This window comes from Ktedonospora formicarum (genome assembly GCF_016587355.1).
In the GTDB taxonomy this organism is placed as follows: domain Bacteria; phylum Chloroflexota; class Ktedonobacteria; order Ktedonobacterales; family Ktedonobacteraceae; genus Ktedonobacter; species Ktedonobacter formicarum.
The window spans coordinates 498,495-523,021 of record NZ_BNJF01000004.1 but is presented as its reverse complement, the minus strand read 5'-3'; the positions used below and the strand labels follow the sequence as shown (position 1 = coordinate 523,021).

The following is a 24,527-nucleotide window of genomic DNA, read 5'->3' as shown; positions in this document are numbered from 1 at the left end:
TGAGCCGGCTTTTTGGGTGTGTGTGGACAGTTTTGGGCGAACGGTGAACAGTTCATCTATTTCTGGTTAGCAACATGGCTCTACAAGCAGGTTTACAACGTTCAATAGTGTAAATTCACGAGCAAATTTGCTTGAATTGTGAGCATCTGTTGTCCTGTTCTAGCCTGGTTTTGGGCTGAAAGGGACGCGTCTCACCGAGTTTCCTGCTGCTCTAGATGGCACATAACAGGCAAAAATAGTAAATTCGCACGCGATCAACGTTCCATTCTGCGTGGAAAGCGTCTTTGTCCGACAAGTGACCGTTAGATGCCAGGGCGCATTCGCAATATGCTGGTGAATACGACGTATAAAGTCACTTATTACTATGGACGTCGCTCAAAGAAAACCCGTGAGGTCATTGCCAGAACGGTACCTGCTTTTGTTGATGAGAGTGCCTGGGAGCAAGCTCAACGCGTGCTACACGCTCATCAAGTCTTCAGTCGGCACAATACAAAACGCAATTATTTGCTTTGTGGCTTCATCAAATGTGGCCTTTGTGGTCTCACCTATTGTGGGACCGCCTATAATGTTAGATCTTGCTCCTACTAGAAATTGAATTGGTAAGCTGAGATCGCGGAGGTGACTATGCTGCTGCAGCTTCTCTCAGTGTTCTTCAAGCAACCCAATGCGCCGATAGATTCCACCTTCTTCAGAATCTGAGGAAGGCCCTGGAAGGAGTTCTGGCGCGTCATCTTGCGGCGCATCGGAAACAGCGAACAGAAATGACAAGAGCTGCTGCCAAATAGATTGAGATGCCATCGAAATCGCCTCTCAGCCAAGCGAAGCGAGAAGAACGCCTGGCTCGATACCAACAGGTGGTGAACCTGCGTGAGCAAGGCTTCTCGCAAACCACCATTGCCGCGCAGGTTGGGATCGGACATGCGACCGTTTCGCGCTGGCTGAGGAATGGCACGTTTCCTGAACAACAACCACGCTCCCGGAAAACCAGTGTTGATTCCCATTTGTCCCAGTTCGTCGAAAGAGTAGAAGCAGGCTCCTATAGGGTTGCTCAGTTGCGCCGGGACCTGGTAGCTGAGGGATATGGGGTCAGTTTATCCATCATGGCTTCGTTAAAGCAGATGGTTTTGATGGTACGATACTATTTTATTTGTCAAGGCATGCGGCACGTCGGTCTAGCATATTGCGCCGAGCGACCAGCTTCTCGATGCGATCGGCCAGCCTCCGTTTGACGTCGGCCAGGTCGGCGGCGATACGCCTGCCTGGCCAAGGGTGCGAACCTGGACCGGCTGCAGCAGGTCAGACGACCCGTAGCGTCGATAGTCGGAACTGTCTCGGCGCGATTCGTCGACCAGGCCGAGCAGGTGGCAGTGCCGCATGATTTTCACCGTGACGCCGGCGACTGCCGCCTGGCTGATTGTGAGACCGCTGGTTATATCTTCTGCAACCTCAGCTATCTGTCGACGGCGGCGACCTCGCGTACGGCGTTGGCGACGGCACGGAAGTCCTTTTTTAGGATAGCATCGTGGTTGCTGGCAACCTTCGCGCTGATTTGGATGTTCGGGTTGCGGGCGACCACCGCATCGAGGCTGGCGCGTATCCGTTCTTGCCCATCACCATGGCTTCCGAAGGATGTCCCCGAAGCAAGTACATACCGCACCGGGACGGTGATGTTGTCTATCACGGGACCCAGCTCACGCTCGCGAGCGAGTATGCCGAGCTCAATGTTGCAGTTCGCCATCTGTTCGGCGGTCATCCGCGGGGTCAGGCCCGTTGGGCGCAGCAGCGGCATGAACCAGCCCATCCGCCGAAACAGCTTTCGGATATGCTGCTCCATGGCCTCGTCGAGCCAGTCGTACGGTTGCGCGCCTTCAACCAAGACCGCGCCCAGGGCACGGTTCGGATTCCGGTTGGCCCAGTGCGCTGCGACAAACGCCCCATAGGACCAGCCCACCACCAGCACCCGATCCACACCCCTGGCCGCGAGAACGGCATCCACATCCCGGACGGCGGCCTCGAAGGAATAGTCCGCCGAACGCTTCGACTTCTTGCCGCGAGCCCGCTCGTCGTAGGTGATGTGCCGCCACCCTGTCCCAAGTTCAGCGATGACCCGTCGCCAGTACCCCTGAGTGGCGAACTGGCCATTGAGGTAGACCACAGGGATACCGGGACCTCCAGTGTCGGTGACGGCCAGAGCCGTATCGTCGATCGGTACCAGGCCGGTCCAGGCCGACTTTTGCAGCCCTTTCATTTGGATTGCGTTGTTTTGCATGGCCTTTACTCCTTATAGAATAGTTACCTTTGAGACATCTGCTCCTAGGCCTTTGAGCGCGGCGTATGTGAGCTTATCCATCATCGCGCCGTCAAAGTGCAGGGATTGTATAGCAGGCTTCAGAGACCAGAGACCTACTGGGCGGAACGACACATTTTTGAGGGTCGAGCCCTCAAACGAAACATCCTTCAGCGCTGGCAGGTCAAACGTGACGCCGAGAAAGGCCTGCCCATCCAGCCGCTGTCCGCTCAGGTCGGAAGAGTGGAAGTCCACGCCGAGAAAGGTACAATGTTCAAAGGTCGTTTTTCTCAGGTCGGTCTTCGTAAATTTGACATCAGTCAGCTTGACTCCGATGAAGTGTGCTCCGTCCAGCCCCGATGTACTGAAGTTGGTGCGCACAAGGATGGCTTCACGGAAGGTCGCATCCGTCAGGTCAACCGTGGTGAAGTTGCAATCGGTCAGATTGGTGCCAGCAAACGTGGCTTCACGGACATTACTGCTCCGAAACGAGCTCCCAGTTAAGTCTGCGCCCGTAAAGTCCGAGCCGCGCAATGCACTCGCGTGAAACTGTCCTTGATGCGCGATCACGCCCACAAAGTCGCTCTGTGGCAAATTGCTTGCACTAAAGTTAATGGTCGCCTGCCGCTCCAGCGAACGGGAGAGGTTGGCAACCTCCCGGACGGTTTGCTCAATATCGCCGATACTCTCAAGGGTCATGGCAAAAGCGATTTCATCATCCTTGCCCTCGGCTTTGAGTTGACGGAAGCACTCCTGCAAATCGGAGAGCAGATCCGCCTTTAATTCGGCAACGCTTTTTCCCTCCTCGTAGGGAGCAAACACACTGTTGACATAGCTGGCCAAATTCTCATTCATAACATCACCTTTCCTTGGCGGGGATTTTGGGGTAAAAATGTCGTGACCCAATCTTGTCAGCTCTTTTAGGCCCTCCTTATGGTTTTCTTGCTATCACTTTTAGTAAATTTTGCTAACTGACAAAGCAATATATTACTGACCAAAGGGATGATTGTCAATACTATGGGCAATAAATAACAAAATTATTAGCGAATTTTGCTATAAACATTTGCAACGCCTTGACAGTCAGCCAGATCAGAAGTTATTATTGCCATAATAGCTAGCATTCTCTGACAACCACTATGGCAAGAATAACCTTGACTATTCTCATAAGGAGAAAGGCACATGACAAACGAGGAACGCATAAAGATACTGGAGATGGTCGCCACCGGAAAACTTACCGTTGGGCAAGCGAGCCAGTTGATGGATACACTCGGCATGAAAAGTACGACTGATGCGGCAAAGCGACCGGACCAGGGGCAGAGATCTGGCGGATACACTCAGGAGGCAATAGGGAGAATCAGAGGGTACCGGAAAAGTGGGGATACCGTGCTGACAGAAGCGGGGCTGACCAATCTCCCAGCACGGCAAATTGCTGCTTTGAAAAACAATGGGGTAGACGCAAACTATATCAGGGCGTTGCAAGGAGCGGGGCTGGTGGCCGATATTACAGTGGATCAAGTCATCTCTTTGTATAACAATGGGATAGATGCAGACTATATCAGGGCATTACAGGAGGCAGGGCTAACCGATCTTACAGCAAAGCAAGTTATCTCTTTGTATAACAATGGGATAGATGCAGACTATATCAGGGCATTACAGGAGGCAGGGCTAATCGATCTCACAGCAAAGCAAGTTATCTCTCTGTATAACAATGGGGTAGATGCAGATGATGTGAGAGCATTGCGAGAGGTTGACGTAACGGGTCCAACGGTGGAGCGACTCCTCTCCTGGAAGGAGTATGGAGTATGAACGCTCTGAGAAATGTTCACAGCTCGAATGGGGGAAGCATATGAAATCACTGAATCCACTGATCACGCACGACCCGGTAAACGGCGATGAACTGATCGTGACGCGCCTGGAAGGCCAGCGGAGCGGTATTGTGATTGAGGGAAGGTTTAGTCTTGATTGGATGGGGCGTTTGACTCCGCAACAACTCACGTTTGTGGGGCTGCTCGTCAAGCATCGTGGGAATGTCCAGCGTTTGGCCGCAGAATTGAATGTTGCATATAACACCGCGCGCAATCATCTCGATGAAATCGTCGCCGCCCTGGAGTATCCACCTGAGTATGAGGACGATTCTTCGCGTGTGAACGTTCTTGAGCAGCTTTCTGAGGGTGAGATCAGCTTTGAGGATGCGTTAGAGTTGCTGAGTAGATAGTGGACCTGCTCCTGTGTATTTGTCAATCTGGTCCAGCGCGAGCCGCTGTGGATACGAATATATACTTGGCAGCTAATTGTTCGAGCCAAGCTGAGAGTACACAGGTCTAATTTTGATTGTTACATGCACGGATGCCCGTGTAGATAACAATCAAGGTATTGTGTATTCGGTAGCATGCAGCGTTGCTATCCCTTTGCCTAGCAAGCTTGCCCCATGTCCGTAGATATCCATTTTATCCGCTCTCAACCGCCACAGTTCATGGGTGGATGTCAACTTTGACGTCAAAGATGTGTAACACGAGTAGGCGGAGGTAGGTGCAATAGACCTGTTGATAGATCCGTTATTCTTGTATCACCCATGGGTTGCGCAGCGAGATTGAACCCAGAAGTCAAGTGACTTGAGAACATACTTTGTGACTCTCCTGCCGCTATAAGGCAGAGGTATTACTGATTCGTTGCCAGAAAAAGACGCGAGCGTTGAATGGGCCTGAAAAGCCATTTCAAGCGAATGCGCATCTCGTTACGTAACCTGTGGACAGATCCAGTTTTCGGGTCATTTACCAGCTCCCGCCTGTCTGGCACTCGATACGCATGGTGTATTTGCCATCTTTTTCTGACAAGGCCCTTTTTGGCCATCTCAAGGGGTTATTTGCCTTCCTGTGAGACGCACATTTCGGGCATATGTCAAGCTGCTGAGGAGCATGTGGGGGAGAAACTGGAAGCGTGGTTATGCCTTACATCTTCTGAATAATAGCCTCCATTTCAGTCTCGTTGTATGCACGAAGGGTCTCGGTGTGAACGTTGCCAAGGCTCCCGAGGGCGAGTAAAGCTGCCATCCCCGTCTGCTCATCTGGTGCCTCAACGATCGTGATGGAATCATACTGCCCCTGGGTCCAGTGGCAGCTGCGTAACTTGCATCCACGATGCTCCAAATCGGAACGGAATTGGTGCATACGCTGGACGGCGTCCTTGGCGTTCTTCGCTCCTTGATCCGTCCATTTGGTGAGGACGATGTAGGTGGGCATAGCCTTGCTCCTTTCTTCTCTGTGTGCTTGTCACACTTCCAGTTCACCCCAGCTATGATGCATCACGTCCCTATGGCACCAGTCGTAACATTTTTGGGGCATCTGTCTTCTCGCGTGTTTCGTCTCTGACCAGCCAGGATCTAAACCTGGCAAACGAATGTGGAAATGGGCACACTTCACACGTGACGTTTTCCTTCTTCCCTCACTGACCTCCAACCAAGGTTTCTTAGGAGACACATTTCTCGCGGATGCGCGTCAGTTACAACTTCCACTACCTGGTGAGACAACCTCGTTGCGCAACCCGTGAGTATCACAAGCTGTTTGACCCGAAGCACAGCACCCACCTGTACCTCCTTGACAACAAGCACAATGAGGGTAGTAATCGATGACTCGACCGAGACGATCAAACTCGAAATGGCAGCAGTCCAGTAACAGTTGCTTGAGCTTCTCACGCGCACGTTGCACCCGTGACTTTGCCCCCGAAAAAGACATCCCCAGACGCTCAGCCAGGTCCTTTTGCGACATGCCTTGATACTCGGTAAGGAAGAGTGCCTCCCGATAAGGGGATGGCAAACAGTTGATCATGGCTGCCACCGAAGGAGCGAGTTCCGCAAGGATATCCTCTTCTGGGATATCCTCAAGAGGAAGCAAGGGCTCTGCGTCCTCTAAAGGAATCTCCTGTCGCTTCTGCCGATATTGATCAATAATGAGGTGACGGGCAATCTGATAGATCCAACTTTCCAGCTTGTTGTGCTCGCGGAGGGTCTCTATCTGGGTGTGAATCTTGAGAAAGACCTCCTGGAGCAAGTCCTCGGCTTGCTCCTCAGTGGCGACGCGTTGACGGATAAAGTGATGCAGCGGTTCATGGAGTGCATACCAGGCCGACTCGGTAGTTCCTTGCATGAAATCTGTCTCTCCTCTCTTGGTCTTTGCTTTGTTCTCTCAGTACCATTATGAAGCACAACAGGGGGCTGTGGTAGTGGCGAGACAGTATTCCTGGACACCTTGGACAGGGGTCAACAACGTTCGAAGCAACGCAGGAATGTGGGCCATGGTGGAGGATGTCCTTTTCCATGGGTTTGAGGTCCTTCCTGCCAGCACCTGCTGGTACTGGTGGATCTGATGCCGCGCCTGCTCATAGTCTTGTTGGCGAAACTGGGCGAGCAGTTCTTCTTGAAACATAGGTTCTGTTCCTTTCAACGTGTTGTGTGATGACTCTATACCAGTTGACGGAGCGAATCAGAAAAAGACGCAACCATTTCTGATGGTGAAGCATGAACACATTCTCCGGTTATCTCATCCCGATCTCTGATGCCACTTCCTCCTGCCCTCTCTCCCCCAGGGGCAAGAATCGCACCACATGGATGTGCCTCCAGCTGTTGCGTCTTTTGGCAAAGTGTGCCGTCTCCATTGATGAACCTCTCTAAGGGAGGGTCTCGCTTCACAGTGAAGAGAGAGACAATAATGAGAACAAGCAAAGGAACACTGTCGTATGGCACATTCATCAGAGACCAGCCCCAAAGGGGGATTTCTTCAAGGACTTCCAGACGTTTCAACCCGTGTAGCACTCCCGGTCCAGCAAAGTGACTGTTGTGGCATCACTGATCAAGCAACTAGTGGCTGTTGTGGGGAGCCCGCAACGCAGGGAGCCACTGCCTCTACAGCCATAGGTGGATGCTGTAGTGAGCCAACCAGTACATCCATGTCGAGCGGAGCTACGAGTGGATGCTGTGGTGAACCAACCACGACGTCTGTGGCGAGCAAGGGAACGGGCGGGTGTTGCGGTGAACCTGTTCAAGCGTCAGCATCCACCTCCTCTGGCGGGCAGGTCCGATGCTGCTAACACCGTCACGAGACAGAAAGGAGATGCTCAATGCCTGCCATTGATACTCTCTCATCGGAACTTATGGCGGCCCTGGCGCTTCTTGATCCAGCACGTATGATGGAGCACACACGCCGTTTGTGTGCTCCCGCTTTTACGGGCCGACGTGTGGGAACAGAAGGGCATCACCAGGCAACGCGCTATCTGCTTGAAACGCTGCAAGCGTTCGGGTGGAAGCCGCGCACACATGCCTTTCCCATTGCTACTCCAGTGCTTGAGCTTGAAGCGCCACTCGTGCTGGAACACATGACTCTAGCGGAGTCGGTGGCGCGCGTCTTTGCCCATCGTACAGAGTTTTGCGAGCACCCTCGTTCTGCCTCGCATCCTGGCCTTCTTGAAGGCCAGATCATGGTGTTGCCTGAAGATGGTCTGCTGAATGTGTGCCAGGGAAAGTGGGTGCTCCTTGAGGTAGTGCCACAGGGAGAAGATCTGACGGTGTTAGCTGCGCAGTTGGCAGAGCACGGTGCCTTGGGCTTGCTCACTCCCTTGTATGCGACAGCTGAGGGCTATCTTGTCAAACGGATCGTGTCTGCTCCTGTGGTGGCTCTTCCCATACTGTCAGTACGAACTGATCTGCTATCTACACTGGTTGGAACGCGAATACGAGCACGTGTGCCGCTCGTTGCCCGGCAGGTGCAGGGAGTCAATGTTCTTGCGGAATGCGCTGGTACCGATGATCATTTTGCTCATGCTCCCCTGGTCATCGGTGCCCATTACGATGCCCTGGGCGATGATCTGGGTGGTCATCACTTCCCAGGAGCAACAGACAACGCGGCAGCGGTCGCGGTCATGCTGGAATTGGCACGCGCCCTCTCGCTGCTTGAGACACCACCGCGTCGACCGCTGATGGTGGTCGCATTTGATGCGGAGGAAGTCGGCGCTCTTGGATCGCGATCCCTCGCATCCGATCTCAAAGAGCAGGGAAAAGCGCCTCTGATGCTCAATCTCGATGGGGCTGCGTGTCTCAACGAAGCGGTCTGGGTCGAGCCTGGAACGGGGACTGAATCGCTGGTACAGGCGCTTGACCAGGCAGGACGCTGGCTCGATATTCCTCTGGTGGTAGGCACTATTGCCTCAGATCAGCGCTCTTTTCTCCAGGCGGGGTTCCCCGCCGTTGGACTGAGCGTGGGATGTGCCAAGATCCATACTCCGGCTGATGCACTTGATTTGGTGGAGCCAGAGGCATTGCGTGTCGCAGCGACGCTGCTTCTTGGGGCCATTTGGCAAGTGCTCTGGTGATACTGGTCCTCCTCATGAGAACGAAATCGCTCTTAAGAGGAGTGTGATGGGGAGGATGATTCGGGAATGGGTGGATCTGGCTTCCTTGCGCAGGTCCACCCATTCCAATTACAGCCATTTGTCACTTTTGCAGACGTGTCTCTGGAAAAGTGTCAGTTCTTAGGAGGTGTGCCATGAGGATGAACGTGTCACGACAATGCCACATCCCGCCAGTACAAAGCCCACGACACAGCACCAGAAAGCCACGTCGTAGCGCCCAAATAGATCATAGAGCCATCCTGCCGCCAGCGGTCCCAGTGCTGTGCCGAACGCTATGGGAAGACCTTGCAAGGCGGTAATGGTTCCATAGGCTTTCTTCCCAAAGTAGTCAGCCACCACCGACGCCTTGAGAGGAGAAATGGCTCCAAAGGCGGCCCCGTAGAGCAGCACGTAGAGCAGTAACCAGGGCACCGAGGGAGCGAGAATCAAGACCACAACTCCGAGCGCTTGTACGACATGGCAGAGGCCAAGCAGGAGGCGTGGGGACACACGTTCGCTGAGGAGATTGAGTCCCACCCGTCCTGGCAGACTTGCCAGTCCCAATCCACCGGTCAGTGTGGCTGCAAGTACGGGATCATAGCCCCTATTGATCATGTGGGCAATCTGGTGGGTGAAGAGAATGGTATTCCCCAGCATGGCAATACTGAAAGAGATTGTGAGAGTCCAGAAGGGACGTTGTGCCACGGCTTGTCGAGCGGTGACGCCTTCATGAAGGACGCCAGATGAGGCAAGCTGGTGAAGCTGGTTCTTCTCATGGCGTTTTTGGCGTGTGTCTTGTTGAGTTCTCGGTGCGCGTCGGAGGAGGAAACCATGCAAAGGAACCGCAATAAGCAGGTGGAGTCCTCCGAAGAGCATGAGCAGAGAGCGCCAGCCCATGAGGGGAAGAAGTACCCCGGCCAAAGGAAAGAAAATAGGAGAAGCTAACCCACCCAGAAAAGTGAGGATCGCGAAGGCTTTGCCGCGTCCACGATCAAACCATGTGGTGATGACGGTAAAGGTTACCGGATAGAGAAACAATGCCATCGCGATTCCCATGCCTCCTGCCCACAGGACCGTAAACTGCCATGACGCCTGAGAGAAAGCCAATGCAAAGAGGGTGACTCCTCCCAGCAACGAGCCCAGTGTCATCAGCAGGCGCGCTCCATACCGATCCACCAGATACCCTACGGGAACCCCAAGCAGCCCGGAGAGCAGCAAACTCATGGCATAGACGCCCGACACGCTGGCTCGATTCCAGTGGAAGGTCTGGTTTACTGGGACAATGAGCGTCCCGAAGAGGTATTGTGTGGTTCCATAGGAGATGATGGTTGTCAGGCCCAGCACGCTCACTAGGACCCAGCCGTAAGAGAAACGCCAGGAAGCATTGTCCCTGGCGTTTCTCGACGCTCTGTGCGAGGATGACCCTCCCGCTGAAGACGGAGAAATGGCCTCTTCTCCACTATCTCGTCTAATCACAGTAGTTCCCTTGCGTGGTCAAAGGGAGGCGGTTTCGTGAAAATTGCCTGACTCCGAGCGTGACGGGCACCTGAACAGGTCGGGGAGATGAGGGCGCACAGCAACCGGCGTTTTCGGCTTCGCTGCTCGCAGGTGAGCAACACGACCCTCCATCAACAGAGCAGACGCCGGTCTCAGGTAATTCCAGTTCAACCCGGCGAGCGCTCTCCCAATCTCCGGTGAGAGCAGCCACAATCGAGCGCACCTGCTCATAGCCAGTGAGCATCAGGAAGGTGGGGGCTCGGCCATAACTCTTCATTCCGACGATGTAGAAATTGGCTTCGGGATGGGTCAGCTCGTCCACTCCATGGGGGGGAACGGTGCCGCAGCTATGCACATTGGGATCGATGAGAGAAGCCAGAGCGACCGGGCTCTCCACAGCCGGATCAAGTGTGAGCCGCAATTCATTAATAAGAGAGAGATTGGGGCGGAATCCGGTGGTTGCAATGATCTCATCAACGGCTGGAAGCTCCTCGAAGCCAGTGATCTGTATTCCCTCTGCCGTCTGAGCAAGCTTCTGAATGGACACATTGGTGAGGAGACGCACTTGCTCACTTTCAACCAGATGGCGGAGGCGTGCCCCAAGGTGCCCACGTTCAGCGAGCGCGTCACTCTTGCCACCACCATAGAGCTGCCCGACCTCCTTGCGGCGAATAGCCCAGAAGAATTGCGTCGTCGGTTCCTGGTGGGCTAGTTCCGCCAGATCCAGGAGCGCATTGAAGGCGGAATGTCCGCTGCCGACGACCAGGACTCTACGACCAGCATAGCGGCTGCGATCTTTGCCTAGCACATCGGGGATACCATAGAAAATGTGCTGGTGGAAGGTTCGCTCGCCTAGGGCAGGGACACCATACGCACCGAGGGGATTTGGATGCTCATACGTCCCGGAGGCATCAATCACGGCACGAGCCAGAATATCTTCTTCGTCTCCATTGGCACGCTGTACGCGGAGCACAAATGGAGCCTCTTCACGTCCAGAGGTCTTCATCTTGTCATAACCCAGGCGTGTGACAGCAAGGACACGCGTGTTGAGGTGCAGATGTGGCGCAAGCGTGGGAACCTGGGCAAGCGGCACGAGATACTGCTCTACGAGGTCGCGTCCCAGTGGGTAGTCTTCGCCATCAGGCTTGCGCCAGTCAGTCTCTTCGAGGAGGGAGACGGCTTGCGTATCGAGCATATAGCGCCAGGGAGAGAAGAAGCGCACATGTCCCCAGCGTAAGATCGAGGCTCCAACGCTTTCCCCTGCTTCAAACACTACAGGGGTTTTCCCTTTACGTACCAGGTGTGCGGCTGCCGCCAATCCTACAGGTCCAGCCCCAATAATTGCCACAGGAAGTGATGATGATACAGTATTTGAAAACGCAGACTGATGTGACATTGAATCTATCCTTCTTTTCACACAGTGTTTGTGAGTGAGTGTATCTTGCTCTCTCTACTGACGCGATCACACGCCAAAAGACGCAGTGGAGAGATTGGTTTGGAAGAGATATTCGACAATGACGACATCACGCCAGATGCCATCAAGTTGCCCATGTTTCTCATAGACGCCCACTTCACGAAAGCCCAGCGACCGAAGGAGCCCACGACTAGCAGTATTCTCAACAAACACACGAGAAATCAGTTTCCAGAAGCCCGCCGCTTCGCATGCCTGGAGCAGGTGTTGCATTGCCTCTTTTCCTGCTCCTTTGCCACGCCAGTCGCGGCGAACATACACCGAGAACTCTCCTACTCCAGCATAACAAGGGCGAGCCCGATAGGAAGAGGTAGAGGCATAGGCAATGATGTCCTGCCCCTGCTCCACCACCACAATCGGATGGGCACCATCAAACCAGGATGCCACCATTGCTTCAGTGCGCAGTTCCGTCTCAAAGGTCCCCACACGGTCCTCTATTCCCTGGTTATAGATATGCGCAATCGCCGCCGCATCTGCGATTGTCGCTAGTCTTCTCCACATGTCGAGCCTCCGTCTACTGTTCCAATCTGTGCTGTGGCTTCTGTACTCAGAGTGAGCAGCGCCTGCTGGAGCAGTTCCAGGGAGGAGCGCACCATTGCATGCTGCTCCTCTGGAATATGCTCAAATGCCTGCTCGGCAAGAGTATTGAGAGTGCCATTGAGATCGGCCAGGCGCTCCTGACCGGTTGAAGACAGAGAAAGCTGAACCGTGCGTCGATCCTGAGTACTGGCAACCTTTTCCACCAGTCCCTCCTGAACCAGTTGCTCTACAGCACGGCTCGTCCAGCTCTTATCAAAGCCCACGCGGCGACTGAGTTCTGCCAGGGTCACTGGACTACTGCGCCCCAGTTCTGTGAGCACCGTACACTGAGTGCTCGTGGCTCCGCCACAGTAGGCGGCGCAGGTGCGTTGCAACTGTACATGTAAACGGGCAACTTCCCGTAACAATTCGCCCGTTGAAGGAATCATTGACGCCATCTTCCCCTCTTTCCTCGTTTCCCATTGCTCTTCCCAGTTCTTCTTTGTTGCTATCAGCAACGATTGGCATTGGAAGTATATCTTCTCCTTATTTTTGTTGTCAATGGCAACGTTGTGAAAAGCAACCAATGCTTGTTAATGAAAAGAAGCAGGTGGCATATCGAAGCGGTCAATGTGGGGAGGAAAATGAGATAAAGATTGCCCCTCCCCTCATGGTACCGGCGACGTTTCAGTAGGGGTACGTGTGGTCCTGCGCTCTCCCGATGAAGAGCGAATCACCTGGACAGAGTTTTAGAGCAAGAGGCTATGGGCAACCGGCGTCATCTCCAGCCTGTTGCACAGCAGCTGGAGCTGGTCGTACCTGGACACCATAGAATCTCCGTTGGAAGAAGAAGGCGATATTGACCAGGCCGATCATGACGGGGACCTCGATCAACGGTCCAATCACTGCTGCAAAAGCCACCCCCGAATGTAATCCAAACACAGCGACCGCGACAGCAATGGCTAACTCAAAGTTATTTCCGGCTGAGGTAAAAGCAACGGTCGTGGTTTTGCTGTAGTCGGCACCAATGCGGGTTCCCATCCAGAAACTGACCAGGAACATCACGACAAAGTAGATGATCAAAGGAATCGCGATACGAACCACGTCAAGTGGGATCTGCACGATGATATTGCCTTTGAGGCTAAACATCACAATAATGGTGAAGAGCAGCGCAACCAGGGTCAGAGGGCTGATCTTGGGAATGAAGCGCTGTTCGTACCAGTCACGCCCTCGCCAGCGGAGCAGGACAAAACGCGTGAGTAACCCAGCCAGGAAGGGAATGCCCAGATAGATGAAGACTGAGAAGGCGATGTCCCCAATGCTGATGTGAACCGCGCTTCCTGTCACGCCAAAGAGTGGTGGTAAGATCGTGAGAAAGATCCAGGCATAGACGCTATAAAAGAGAACCTGGAAAATACTATTTAAGGCTACAAGTCCAGCAGCATATTCGCTATTGCCTTTTGCCAGTTCGTTCCACACGATGACCATCGCAATACAGCGAGCTAGGCCAATCATGATCAAGCCCATCATATATTCAGGGGAATTATGGAGGAAGAGCAGCGCTAATGCGAACATGAGCACGGGGCCAATAATCCAGTTCTGGACGAGAGATAGCGTGAGGATCTTCCAATTGCGGAAGACGTCGCCCAACTCCTCATATTTCACCTTTGCCAAAGGTGGATACATCATCAGAATCAGGCCAATTGCAATGGGGATGTTGGTGGTACCCACCTGGAAACGGTTGATAAATCCTTCCGTGCCAGGGACAAAATAGCCAATGCCGACCCCAATGAGCATGGCGAGGAAGATCCACAGTGTTAACCATCGATCAAGGAATGAGAGTCGTTTCATAACGCTCCTAATGCACTCTTCAATGAGGCGTGTCAATATATCTCCCATTCATCGCCTATCGACGATAGGCGATGAATGGGATGAAAAAAAGTTGTTGTCCAATGCAGATCTACAGTTCCATGATGAGCTGTTTCACGTGTTCGACGGCTTCGTGATTGATCGAATAGCAGGTGCGTGGCCCATCGATATCTCCCTGAATAAGTCCTGCATCTTTCAGGATTTTGAGGTGCTGGCTGACCGTCGATTGGGCAAGCGGGAGCATCTGCACAATATCGCCACAGATACAGGCATTGGTTGTCTGTAAGAAGCGCAAGATCTGTACTCGTGTGGGATGAGCGAGCGCTTTACAATAGCGAGCCAATTGCTCACTCGTTGGTTCTGACTGGGTATGCCTTCCCTCATGAACATCCTCAGATGCTGCCACAACAGGGAGTTTCTTCATATGGCCTCGCTTTTTATCGTCAATCTACGATGAAGAGTCTATAAAAAAAACTGCTCATTGTCAAGAAACAACCAGATCCCAAAAAGGATCTCACAATGAAGCAGACGCTTGTAGTAATTCTTGCTTAATACGCATTTGAAGCGCATCACGAACCTGACGATAGACGGCAAGTTGCTCGTCGTGTTTCCCTTGAGCTTGTGCGGGATCGGGCAATGACCAGTGCCGTCGATGCTTGGCTCCAGGAAAGACGGGGCACGTTTCCGCCGCCGAGTCGCACACGGTAATCACCTCATCAAAAGGTTCAGTGAGATAACGTTCGAGTGTTTTGGATTGTTGGGCTGAGATATCAATGCCGAGTTCTGCCATCGCTTCAATAGCAAGCGGGCGTACATAGGTTGCCTCAGTTCCGGCGCTTTGTGCCTCGAAGCGTTCACCTCCTAATGCTCGAAGTAGACCTTCGGCCATTTGGGAGCGAGCGGAATTATGCGTACAGAGAAAAAGCACGTGGGAAGTCATATGGGCTCCTTTCTCAGAAAACACAAACAAGGGATGTAGAGAATGTATGAATCACTCCTTCTCGTCAGCCTTAGTATACGCGACAACGATTTGACGCGACAAGGAAACGTCCTCTTTGCTGAGATATGTGAGAGATGAATGTGTGTGTGCCAAAAAGGATGATTAGGCCAGATATGCAGATGCGTTTTGTCATGAGAGATCTGCTTGAGAAACGACGGAAGGAGAGATCCGTCGCCATATGACCACTGTTACGCGTGATACGTATCTGCTCTTTATGCATGAAAACAGAATGAATGATATCTACCATGGATGTCATAGGTAGAGTCGCCTGATGCGATCCTACATTGCTTGGGATCTAGAAAGACTGCGCACAATGTCGGAACTATTAGGGATCAAGATCTAGAAAAGCATGATGGGAAAAGAGGGATATGTAAGCATCAACCGATCCCTCTTTTCCCATTGGTAACAGAAGTAGTGTCTCATGTGAACTGGTAGGCAGAAAGAGACCCTCTTCATATGGGAATGAAGAAGCTAAAGTGGAAAAAGTGGCAGAGAGACGTTGTTCTTTGGCCTCAAAGAGAAGGGTGTCTTGAAGCCTTTGTGATGATCAGCCTTAGAGATCTTATTTCAAATCGAAGTTTCTACACATCTGGATCGGCTCTGGGCGATTGAGATCAATCTTCATTCAGATCCCTTGCAATCGACTCGCAGAGCATATCTTCCCTCAATAACGTACCCGTTCTACGAGTGCCTGCTACCAATGCTTACCTCATTGTGCGCCGCATGGAGACTACAACACAAAGCCAGCATAAGGCTGGCTCGTTCTTGAGCACGCTCTTCATGCTGGCATATACGCTATTTTCATCCTTTGAAGGTGAATTGTACACCTATTTTACAATAAGCCGACGTGGGATTGTTCCCATCGTTCCTTCTCTTCACCTCCCTCGCTCCGCCCCTCATGAGCACCATCAAGGACAATATCTCCTCGTGCGATCTTTTCCGGGCGCACCACCAGCAGTGGAAGCTTGGTTTTTTCCAGCACCCGCTCCGCAATGCTCCCCATGACCCAGCGTTTCAACCCACCTCGACCATGTGTCGCCATCGCGATAAGGTCACATCTGCGCGAATGCTCCATGTTGGGTGAAGCCTCCTCCCCATAATTGACCAGGGCAAGAGCGACCTCTGTATCCTGTATGAGAGCAGAGGTAACAGTCAGTGTCGTCTTCTGGGCTTGTTTCTGTTGCAGTTCATCTTCTACCTGTTTGAGGTATGTACGTGCCTCCTTGATAAGTTGTGCGGACTCCACAGACGTTGCGAGATCATACACAGGCAGAACACAGAGGAGATGGATGGCTGCTTTATCGGGCGCAGAAAGCGCCTGGCTGAGTGCGATAGCTGGTTTGAGTGCTTCTTCCGCCAGAGCAGAACCATCGAGTGGGACCAGGACCCGGACGCTTCTTGTGGCTTGTTCGGTCAAAGCGAGAGGCAATCGCTCCCCTTCTCGCAGGATAAGCACAGGAACCGAGCTGTGGCGCGCGATCTTGTGTGCGACACTTCCGAGCATCCAGCGTTTGAGTCCCCGCGCTCCATGACTACACAACACAATCATGTCAGCTTGCTGCGTATGAGCAAAAGCCAGGATCTCATGTGCGGTTTCCCCTTCGATCACCTTGGTCTTGACGTCGAGATGCCGCAAAGCTGGTGAGGCGGCGACTTGGGCCAAGTAGTCAGTGGCCTCTTTCCGTTCTGCTTCCATGACCTCAGGAAGCATCATAGCCATTTCCCCTGCATACCAGGCATAGTCTGCCGATGCCCCAACAATTCGAATCAGAGAGAGCGTTCCCTCATGAGCTCGCGCGATATGGGCGGCAATAGGTAATGCGCTCTCCGCACGTGCAGAACCATCGAGCGGGACAATGATCTGTCGCATCATCATATTATTCCTTTCGTTCTCTCAATCACTTTTTGTACTATTTCAAGCCTCGCTATACACAGCCTAAAGAGTATCGTATAGCGCTGCTATTTCAATACAATAACTAGAAGCGCTTATTCTGCTCGGTGAGAGTCATCAAGTGAGACAAGAACCTGTTTAAACATCTTCTTCTCTCCTTAGTGCCATCTGATCACACCCACTTCTTCAAAGCCTGATGGCTTCTCCTTTAGAACACTCGGTTCCCTCTCTCTATGGTAGGGCATCACCCTCTCGGTCCTATCACGGAACGTCCCTTTCCTCTCACGAAAAGATCACAGCGCCCTCCTCTGCTACCGCATCTTGAGGTGCTCATGGGAAGGATGCGGAAACGATACAATGAAGCTGAGGATGGCGGATGGCAATTGCAGACATCCCAATGTCGTGCTAAGAAGGTACAATTTTGCTCCGCGCTTTCTTTTGTGATCTGTTTGTGATATTTTTTTGGCCGAGAGAGAGACGCTTGTGCGGTTTTTCGGCTACAATGAGGAAATGAAAGAGGCACCTATCCTATATAAAGGAAAATCTTGTGACTGCCCAGAAGCAACCATCATGTCGCTGCTCTTTTCACGAAGAGCAGGGTTCATCAACTCCATCATGTCTTGACCTGATCATGCAGGCTCGCGTGGCAGGAAGACAACTGTCCGCCAAGGAAACAGAAGCGCCGAGCGTCGCCGGCCGCCTCCTTGGGCTTCTCTTGCATATTCTTGCCTCTTCCAAAGGTGCGCTCCTTGTTCCAATGTCCACCTTGCCAATGGAGCAGCATACGCATGCTGTCTTTGCACAATTTCCGGTGTTCCCGCGTTCCTCTTCAGCAGAGACACAACAATGGTGTCTTCTCGCCTCCCAAGCAGTCAGTATTGAGGAAGTGAGAAGAGCCGTCGCGCATCAGGATTCCAGAAAGCAACGTGATCAGTTTCGATCAGATAGTACAGGATACTCGTTCTATCATCTGCCAATCGCTACTCCTTCTCAGGCCGTTGCAGGGACACACACATTCAATCTTGAGACAACCATCCGCGATGAAGCCGAAGCGCATGTTCCCTATTTGCCACCATATGCGGTACTGCTCTTTTTCGAGAAGGACCTTCCATCACACGAAGAAGGAAGTTCGAGCCATCGATCAACACGCCCGACATCTCTGCCTGTCTGTATACAAGAAGCGGCGGGCATGGTGCTGATGATGCTGTTCCTGACGCTTCCAAAGGGGACCTCTTCGCAGGCTGACCCTGTCTTCTTCTCAGAGAGGATCGAGCAACAAGCGGACCTGCAAGCCACGCTCAGCCATGAATTGCGAAGCCCACTGGCAGCTATTAAGGGTTATGTGGAGACCTTGCTGCGTTATGAATACCGCCTTCAACCGGAAGAACGCCATGAGTTCCTTCTTGCCATCGATGAGGCAAGCACGCGCTTGACTGACATCATTCAGCATCTCCTCGAATGGTCAGAATTGGAGACAGGAGCTGTGCTGCTGTCCTGGAGCCAGGTAAACGTAGCTGCACTTGCACGAGAGTCGCTCCTGGCAGCAAAACTCCGCTGGGAGCAAGAGCCCCACGCATCTGCGCAAGAGCGCACCTTTTCCTTGTCAATCCTCGATGAGTCTGGCCTGCTCACGTTGCATGAACCAATCATTGAAGCCGATCAGCAGCGATTGCGGAAGGTGCTTGAGCAGGTGCTGCATAATGCGCTTCTCTATTCTCCCAAAGGAGGAGCGATTGAGGTCGTCGTACGCCCGGTGCCACCTGCAGAATGTCAGGCCAAGCTGGAAGAGAATCGTCCGTCCAGGTGGGGCTGGTCCCATGCCCTCGCGACCTCTCCTGTGCTTGAAATCAGTGTGCGTGATCAGGGGATTGGGATCCCTCAGCACGCTCACGAGCGCATATTTGAGAGGTTTGGGCGTGTCGATATGAGCCTCACCCGAGACGTCAATGGGCTTGGCCTGGGACTCGCCATCAGTCAACGCATTGTTGCGCTGCATCAGGGCGTTATCTGGGTGGAGAGCGAGGTGGGAGAAGGTAGCACATTCCATATCTGGTTACCATATAGGAAAGAAGAAGGATTGTAAGCTATGCCCGCGAAAAAAAACACTGTTGTCACTGCCGATGATGATGCCCAACTCCTGCGTCTGATTGCCCGCAACCTGGAATTTGAAGAGTATGAGGTGCTCACGGCCAGTGATGGGGAGCAAGCCCTCCATCTGGTGGAGGCCCATGCCCCTGATCTGGTGTTGCTCGATGTCATGATGCCCAAGATGGATGGCTTCACTGCGTGCCAGCGTATTCGTGAGTTTTCCAATGTTCCTATCATTATCATTACGGCACGGGGGCAAGATCGCGATAAAGTCCATGGCTTAGATCTGGGGGCGGATGACTATCTTACCAAACCCTTTAGCGTCGAGGAGCTCCTTGCCCGTGTCCGCGCCGTCCTACGTCGCTCACACCTCTCCTCACACGAGATGAGCCAGGGAATGCGCACAACGGCGACTATTGGCGATCTTACGATCGATTTCACCCAACATCTGGTCCGGTTGGGACCACGCGAGCTGGCTCTCACCCCGATTGAGTATCGTCTGCTGGCCTATCTGGCGCACAATGCTGGTCGTGTTGTGACCCATGATCAGTTATTAGAGCATGTGTGGGGCAACGAATATGTTGGTGAAAGTCATATGCTACAAGTCAATATTAACCGGCTGCGCCGCAAAATTGAGCCTGATCCCACGCATCCACGTACTCTCCTCACCAGAGTTGGAATTGGCTACCAGCTAGTCATCCCTGCTTCCTAAAAAAGCGTTTCGCATGAGCGCCTGGTTGTTCTGTCTTTCCTGCCTCGAACAGAAAAGGGCGTCACTTCCGGAAGTGATGCATAGGCGTCAAGTTAAGCCCCAGTATTTCCCATCAAGAAGTTGACGGGAGGTATTGGGGCGGTTTGCGCGTGCAGGAATGGAGGCAGAATCAGCCAAAATACGATGAAGAAGAGAGCAAACCCGTTTCAAGGGAAGTCGCCCTAATAAGCCATCTCGAAGGAGAGAAACGTGATCACGCAAAAGCCCAGCACATAACTGCCAACTGCGGTGGGGATCATCAAAGCACATGGTCACCAACATCCAATGCTCAACAAGCATCGCAAGTAATTTGGCGTAGACCTCACAGAGAATATGATCGGCGTTTTTGCTCTTCCATTCATCAATGTGTCCATGACTTTTCCAGACCTTGAAAAGGAGTTCGATTTGCCAACGGGACCGGTAGAGAACCAGCGCTTCCTCAGCGGTCAGCATCGAAGGCGCAACATTGGTCACAAGCAGGTTCCAGCCAGCCAGGGCAAGGGTGACAGCGGAGGGGGCATGTCCTCGTTGGCGTGCTCGCTCCATGATATGTTCTCTGCGTTTGGCTGCGGTGAGGGGATCGACAGGTAGGGCAATCAAACGTGCTGCAAGCCAGAGTCGAGGCACGCTTCCAAGCCGAACGCAGAGATCGACAACCTTTTGCGGTGATGCAGACAAGACAGCTGCCAGGTCCAATCGTTCTCCCAAAGGCGTGCTCACGACGAGATTGCCACAAGGCCGCATGAGGAAAAAGCTCCCTTGAGCGTGCAGAGAACGCAAAAACGTGATGGCATAATAGCCAGCATCAGCAATCCAGAGGGCTTTGGAGGCAAGAGGCAGAGCATGAACGCCATTGGTGGTTTCATGACGTTTTCCATCCTGCAAGATGGGGCCAAAGAGTTGGCCACTGCGCAGATCATAGCGGACGCCCAATTTGAGCGATGACGAGGACCCATTGCCACCACATCCCTTCCACAGGGGAGCAAGCAGGGCAGGAAGCTCAATCGTGGAAGCGTCTTCCAAGATGACTGCGGGAAAACGAGCCAGCAATCCTTTGCTGAGCACAGGGGGAAAGATCATCAAGCCAACGGCTTCTTGCAAAACGCGAAGAAGCCATCGAGCAGTAGGTTGAGTCAATCGTTGATCGAGAGCTTGTTTACTGATTTTGACTCCCAGAGTATGAGCAAAGCGTGCCAGTTGGGATGGTCCTGCTAGCGGGTGAGTGAGCCAACCCAGAACAAGCGTTATCAGCAGACTGCTTGCATCAAAGCATCGCTTCCTTTTCACAAGATGCTCTTCTTTGGCAAGCTGAGGAGCTCTCTCAAAAAAGAGCGTTTGCAAAGCGGCTGGTAAGGATGATATACTTGTTTTCATTGTAGGAAACACCTGTGAGATTTGGTTGTTTGGTCACTTCCATTTTCTCACAGGTGTTTCCTTTTGTCATTCCTTAACTTGACGCCTATGCGTCACTTCCGGAAGTGATGTCCTTTTCTGTTCGAGACGAGGTCTCGCTGTTTTGTGTGTCTTCTCATAAGCGCCGTACTAGCTTAACGCATGGGTTGTGACTGTCCCGTCACTATGGATCTTCTTGCTAGCAAGAGAACCCGTCCAAGGAGTGCCAAGTAGCGGAAGCAGGTACCGGTCAATACCGTAGTAACCGGCGACCCGCCAGGCCAGGACCAGCAAGAGTGCCAGAGTTCCAATGATTGGGTTAATACTCACGGTCCCAGCCAACAGGAAGTTGAGGTTCATGAAGACCCCAAAGAAGGCTGCTATCCCAGTTAATGCGCCAAAGATGAGGCCCAGGCCAATGAGCACTTCCCCAAAGGTGACCATGTAGGCGAAGACACTCGCGTTGGGGAGAACGACATGTTGCAGAAAGGACGCATACCAGCCCTGCACCGCTGGATGGGCACCAGTGGCATGAGCCAGCGCTCCTGACACAAAGCCCTGAATGGCGGTTCCATCATGACCACTGAAGACCCAAGGACCTCCTTTGGACATTTCGCCAAAGGAATCAATGGCTATGGAGCGACCTGTCAGTTTCTCGATGCCAGCGGTGATCCATTCATAACCAACATACAAGCGCACGATGAGCCAGAGCCAGGCCATGCGTGTATCGGCGAAGAGAAATTTCGCCACAGGCGGTTCAGGAATCTGAGTTGAGGTGCGTGGTTGAAGTGTTTGGAAGAGATGCATGATGTTTTCTCCTTGTCAGAAACACAAACTGTATGGACAATAAAATAAGAACGAAACTAGTTTTTTCAGGAGGCGATGAAGATCGCATCTCTATCTCACCGTTGAGTGGTGTCTGATGATCTTCATCGCTCTGACAGTCATAAGTATAGAGTCTGAAGCTCACGTCAAGATCACAATGCATCGCACAATGATCACAGCGATATCACAACGAGAGACTCATCTGAGAGAATGGAGCATAACTGTGCTTGGGTTGGGATCAGCAACAATGCGCCAGAAAGATAGGAAGTATGTTGCAATACGCTCTTTTCTCTATCGAATATGGAGCGTCGTATGGTAGTATAGAAAGCAGTAGAGAGCGTGCGTGCGAACCAGCGATGAACGTCTCTCTTACAGCATCAACACAGGCACTTGGCTAAAATGTCACCTATGAGTGGGAGACCAAACCCACAATATATTTCCTCTTCAAGAGGCTTCCCGAATGAATCAGAACCATGACGCTTCCGATGAGTTTCATCACGACCATGATGCTGCAGCATCTGCGCAGGTGAGAAGAGAGAACATGGCAGGCGTTCTTGAGGTGACCACACTGGCAACCTTACAAGACCTGCTGCATCTTTCTCCGGACTCACTACTTGTGGTCAATCAGGATGGTACCATCGTGGGAGTCAATGAGCAGATGCTGAGCTTGTTTGGCTATCCTCAAGCGGAGGTGATCGGCCAATCGCTGGAGAGTCTTCTTCCCACTCGTTACCGAGCAACCCATGTCACCCATCGAGCCACCTATACCGCTGCGCCTCGCCTACGTCCTATGGGTGTTGGACTCAACCTTTTTGGGAGGCGGAAAGATGGGAGCGAATTCCCAGTCGATATTAGTCTCCGTCCGGTACTTGTGAAAGAAACGGTGCATGTCATTGGCGCGATTCGAGATATGACCATACAACGCCTCCTTGAGCAGGAACGGTTGCAGCAAGCTGAACGTCTCCGCGTCCAGGCTGACCTCATCAACCTCTCACGCGATGCCATTTTCGTCCGTGATCCCATTAGCCGCATTCTCTCCTGGAACCAGGGAGCACAAGAGCTCTACGGCTGGACGATGCAAGAAGCGCTGGGACGTATCTCGCATACCCTCTTGCAGACCCGCTTTTTACAGAGCCAGAAAGCTATTGAGGATCAGCTTGAACGAGAAGGTCGCTGGGAAGGGGAACTCTCCCATACCTGTCGAGATGGTCGCATCGTCGTCGTCGAGAGTCGACAGGTTCTCATTCGCGATCCTCAGGGCACCATCACCGCCATTTTAGAAATCAACAGGGATATCACCGAGCGCAAACACGTTGAGCAAGCACAATTGCAGATCCACGCGACCACTCTCGCCCAACGAGCCTTTCTCCAGCACATTCTTGATCTGCTCCCAAGTAGTATCTCGGTCGTTCATGGGAAGGATGCACGTCTGCTCCTTGCCAATCACGCGTCGACGCTGATCTGGGGTGCTGCATGGCCCCTTGAGCAGCCGATGCAGGCATTTCTTGCATCGCATCACATTGCGATTGTGGATCAGCAAGGTCTGCCGTTCTCTCCAGAAACCTGGGCAACCACACGAGCCCTCCTGCACGGGGAGACGGTCATCCAACATCAGGAGGTGATTCGCCAACCAACGGGGAAAACACTCCCGATTCTGGTCAATGCCGTCCCGCTTACCTCCGACTCCTGGCAAAGCGTCGAAGCCCCGGAATGGCAGGATGATCAGGCACAGAAGTGGGAACCGTTGGCACTCGTTCTTCATCAGGATGTTAGCGCCTTAAAAGAGGCGGAATATCTCAAGGATGAATTTATTGGCATCGCGGCCCATGAATTGCGGACGCCTCTGGCGATCCTCAAAGCCTCAGCCAGTAGTATGATGGTGCAGACGGCCCGTGGACATGGACCTCAACTTGCTGACTGGCAGCAGGAGATGTTGCAAGACATCGAGCAGGCAACCGATCGTCTGACGGACCTGACGGAAGATCTTCTTGACGTCACGCGCCTGCAAGCGGGTCAGATGGTCTTACAGCGCGCTCCGACCAATGTGATTTCCCTGGTCCAACGTGTGGTAAAACGCTTCTGCCAATCTGCGTCACGGCATCATGTGGAATTGCGAACCGAACGCAGCATAATTGAAATCTCCATTGATCCTCGACGTATTGAGCAAGTGCTGACGAATCTGCTTACCAATGCCATCAAATATAGCCCACAAGGTGGGCCTGTGATTGTACAGATTGAGGTCCAGGAGAGACCCCAAACGGTCGAGATCCGCGTGCAGGATACTGGAATGGGGATCCCTCAACACCAGCAAGCCCAGATCTTTGGCAGGTTTATGCGTGCAGAGAATGCGAAGGCAGCTGGGATCAGTGGTACGGGTCTGGGTCTCTATCTCTGTCGTAGCCTGGTTGAGCAACATGGAGGCCGTCTCTGGTTTGAATCTGAAGAGGGGAAAGGGTCCACATTCTTCCTGACACTGCCACTCATCACTCCATCTCACTGAGAAAGTATCCATCTTCTTAAGAAGCGTAACCCAAAAAGCAGCGCGTTGCGAGGCGCTGC

At 52.7% G+C, this 24,527-nt stretch carries 24 protein-coding genes; 9 read left to right on the top strand and 15 right to left on the bottom strand.

Features of this window, described 5'->3' with window-relative positions; translation table 11 throughout:
• Positions 1-306 precede the first annotated feature (306 nt).
• Together K3T82_RS33965 and K3T82_RS33955 are read left to right on the top strand one after the other, a co-directional pair.
• Positions 307-588 carry a recombinase family protein gene (locus K3T82_RS33965; RefSeq protein WP_220197949.1) on the top strand — a complete coding sequence of 94 codons (282 nt, stop codon included), beginning with the start codon at positions 307-309 and terminating at the stop codon, positions 586-588.
• A gap of 203 nt (positions 589-791) precedes the next feature.
• The gene (locus K3T82_RS33955; protein WP_220197948.1) at positions 792-1,229 is read left to right on the top strand and encodes a helix-turn-helix domain-containing protein; all 438 of its coding nucleotides are present in this window, start codon (positions 792-794) and stop codon (positions 1,227-1,229) included.
• 221 nt (positions 1,230-1,450) lie between these two features.
• Here the strand turns inward: K3T82_RS33955 and K3T82_RS33950 are convergent, their stop codons facing one another.
• Together K3T82_RS33950 and K3T82_RS33945 are read right to left on the bottom strand one after the other, a co-directional pair.
• Positions 1,451-2,269 carry an alpha/beta fold hydrolase gene (locus tag K3T82_RS33950; protein WP_220197947.1) on the bottom strand — a complete coding sequence of 273 codons (819 nt, stop codon included), beginning with the start codon at positions 2,267-2,269 and terminating at the stop codon, positions 1,451-1,453.
• 12 nt (positions 2,270-2,281) lie between these two features.
• Positions 2,282-3,142: a pentapeptide repeat-containing protein gene (locus K3T82_RS33945; protein WP_220197946.1), complete on the bottom strand. Its 861-nt coding sequence runs from the start codon at positions 3,140-3,142 to the stop codon at positions 2,282-2,284.
• 324 nt (positions 3,143-3,466) lie between these two features.
• Here K3T82_RS33945 and K3T82_RS33940 point away from each other — a divergent pair, with 324 nt between their 5' ends.
• The gene (locus tag K3T82_RS33940) at positions 3,467-4,093 is read left to right on the top strand and encodes a leucine-rich repeat domain-containing protein (RefSeq protein WP_220197945.1); all 627 of its coding nucleotides are present in this window, start codon (positions 3,467-3,469) and stop codon (positions 4,091-4,093) included.
• 40 nt (positions 4,094-4,133) lie between these two features.
• Entirely contained in the window at positions 4,134-4,502 is a 369-nt protein-coding gene (locus K3T82_RS33935; RefSeq protein ID WP_236031732.1) for a DUF2089 domain-containing protein, read from the top strand.
• Between the two features lie 733 nt (positions 4,503-5,235).
• Here K3T82_RS33935 and K3T82_RS33930 read toward each other — a convergent pair.
• The 3 genes from K3T82_RS33930 to K3T82_RS33920 form a co-directional block, all read right to left on the bottom strand.
• The gene (locus K3T82_RS33930; protein WP_220197944.1) at positions 5,236-5,526 is read right to left on the bottom strand and encodes a GYD domain-containing protein; all 291 of its coding nucleotides are present in this window, start codon (positions 5,524-5,526) and stop codon (positions 5,236-5,238) included.
• A gap of 255 nt (positions 5,527-5,781) precedes the next feature.
• On the bottom strand, positions 5,782-6,429 hold the full coding sequence (gene sigZ, locus K3T82_RS33925) for an RNA polymerase sigma factor SigZ (RefSeq protein ID WP_220197943.1): 648 nt from the start codon (positions 6,427-6,429) through the stop codon (positions 5,782-5,784).
• Positions 6,430-6,477: 48 nt separating this feature from the next.
• Entirely contained in the window at positions 6,478-6,708 is a 231-nt protein-coding gene (locus K3T82_RS33920; protein WP_220197942.1) for a hypothetical protein, read from the bottom strand.
• 310 nt (positions 6,709-7,018) lie between these two features.
• Between K3T82_RS33920 and K3T82_RS33915 the strand changes: the two genes are divergently transcribed.
• Entirely contained in the window at positions 7,019-7,369 is a 351-nt protein-coding gene (locus K3T82_RS33915) for a hypothetical protein (protein WP_220197941.1), read from the top strand.
• Between the two features lie 30 nt (positions 7,370-7,399).
• Positions 7,400-8,647 carry a M28 family metallopeptidase gene (locus K3T82_RS33910; RefSeq protein ID WP_220197940.1) on the top strand — a complete coding sequence of 416 codons (1,248 nt, stop codon included), beginning with the start codon at positions 7,400-7,402 and terminating at the stop codon, positions 8,645-8,647.
• A gap of 159 nt (positions 8,648-8,806) precedes the next feature.
• Here K3T82_RS33910 and K3T82_RS33905 read toward each other — a convergent pair whose 3' ends face one another.
• The 8 genes from K3T82_RS33905 to K3T82_RS33870 form a co-directional block, all read right to left on the bottom strand.
• Positions 8,807-10,141 (bottom strand): MFS transporter, encoded by a 1,335-nt coding sequence (locus tag K3T82_RS33905; RefSeq protein WP_220197939.1) that lies wholly within the window; start codon positions 10,139-10,141, stop codon positions 8,807-8,809.
• Positions 10,134-11,558 carry an NAD(P)-binding domain-containing protein gene (locus tag K3T82_RS33900; RefSeq protein WP_220197938.1) on the bottom strand — a complete coding sequence of 475 codons (1,425 nt, stop codon included), beginning with the start codon at positions 11,556-11,558 and terminating at the stop codon, positions 10,134-10,136. Before K3T82_RS33900 ends, K3T82_RS33905 begins: the two co-directional genes overlap by 8 nt.
• Positions 11,559-11,624: 66 nt before the next feature.
• A complete protein-coding gene (locus tag K3T82_RS33895; protein WP_220197937.1) occupies positions 11,625-12,134 on the bottom strand; it encodes an arsinothricin resistance N-acetyltransferase ArsN1 family A in 510 nt (169 codons plus the stop codon).
• On the bottom strand, positions 12,119-12,610 hold the full coding sequence (locus K3T82_RS33890; RefSeq protein WP_220197936.1) for a MarR family winged helix-turn-helix transcriptional regulator: 492 nt from the start codon (positions 12,608-12,610) through the stop codon (positions 12,119-12,121). The genes K3T82_RS33895 and K3T82_RS33890 overlap by 16 nt, the downstream gene beginning before the upstream one ends.
• Positions 12,611-12,914: 304 nt before the next feature.
• Positions 12,915-14,003 carry an ACR3 family arsenite efflux transporter gene (arsB, locus tag K3T82_RS33885; protein ID WP_220197935.1) on the bottom strand — a complete coding sequence of 363 codons (1,089 nt, stop codon included), beginning with the start codon at positions 14,001-14,003 and terminating at the stop codon, positions 12,915-12,917.
• Positions 14,004-14,112: 109 nt separating this feature from the next.
• A complete protein-coding gene (locus K3T82_RS33880) occupies positions 14,113-14,445 on the bottom strand; it encodes an ArsR/SmtB family transcription factor (protein WP_220197934.1) in 333 nt (110 codons plus the stop codon).
• A 90-nt stretch (positions 14,446-14,535) separates the two neighbouring features.
• On the bottom strand, positions 14,536-14,961 hold the full coding sequence (locus tag K3T82_RS33875) for an arsenate reductase ArsC (protein WP_220197933.1): 426 nt from the start codon (positions 14,959-14,961) through the stop codon (positions 14,536-14,538).
• Between the two features lie 892 nt (positions 14,962-15,853).
• Positions 15,854-16,897 carry a universal stress protein gene (locus tag K3T82_RS33870; protein WP_220197932.1) on the bottom strand — a complete coding sequence of 348 codons (1,044 nt, stop codon included), beginning with the start codon at positions 16,895-16,897 and terminating at the stop codon, positions 15,854-15,856.
• Between the two features lie 562 nt (positions 16,898-17,459).
• On the opposite strand from K3T82_RS33870, the gene K3T82_RS33865 reads away from it, so the two are divergent.
• The gene (locus K3T82_RS33865; protein WP_220197931.1) at positions 17,460-18,995 is read left to right on the top strand and encodes a sensor histidine kinase; all 1,536 of its coding nucleotides are present in this window, start codon (positions 17,460-17,462) and stop codon (positions 18,993-18,995) included.
• 3 nt (positions 18,996-18,998) lie between these two features.
• Positions 18,999-19,712, top strand: a complete 714-nt coding sequence (locus K3T82_RS33860; protein ID WP_220197930.1) for a response regulator transcription factor — start codon at positions 18,999-19,001, stop codon at positions 19,710-19,712.
• Between the two features lie 87 nt (positions 19,713-19,799).
• Here K3T82_RS33860 and K3T82_RS33855 read toward each other — a convergent pair whose 3' ends face one another.
• A complete protein-coding gene (locus K3T82_RS33855) occupies positions 19,800-21,125 on the bottom strand; it encodes an IS4 family transposase (protein ID WP_220197929.1) in 1,326 nt (441 codons plus the stop codon).
• Between the two features lie 168 nt (positions 21,126-21,293).
• Entirely contained in the window at positions 21,294-21,950 is a 657-nt protein-coding gene (locus K3T82_RS33850; protein ID WP_220197928.1) for a DoxX family membrane protein, read from the bottom strand.
• Between the two features lie 478 nt (positions 21,951-22,428).
• On the opposite strand from K3T82_RS33850, the gene K3T82_RS33845 reads away from it, so the two are divergent.
• Complete coding sequence (locus tag K3T82_RS33845; protein ID WP_220197927.1) at positions 22,429-24,468, top strand: PAS domain-containing sensor histidine kinase; 2,040 nt, start codon at positions 22,429-22,431, stop codon at positions 24,466-24,468.
• Positions 24,469-24,527: the final 59 nt, after the last annotated feature.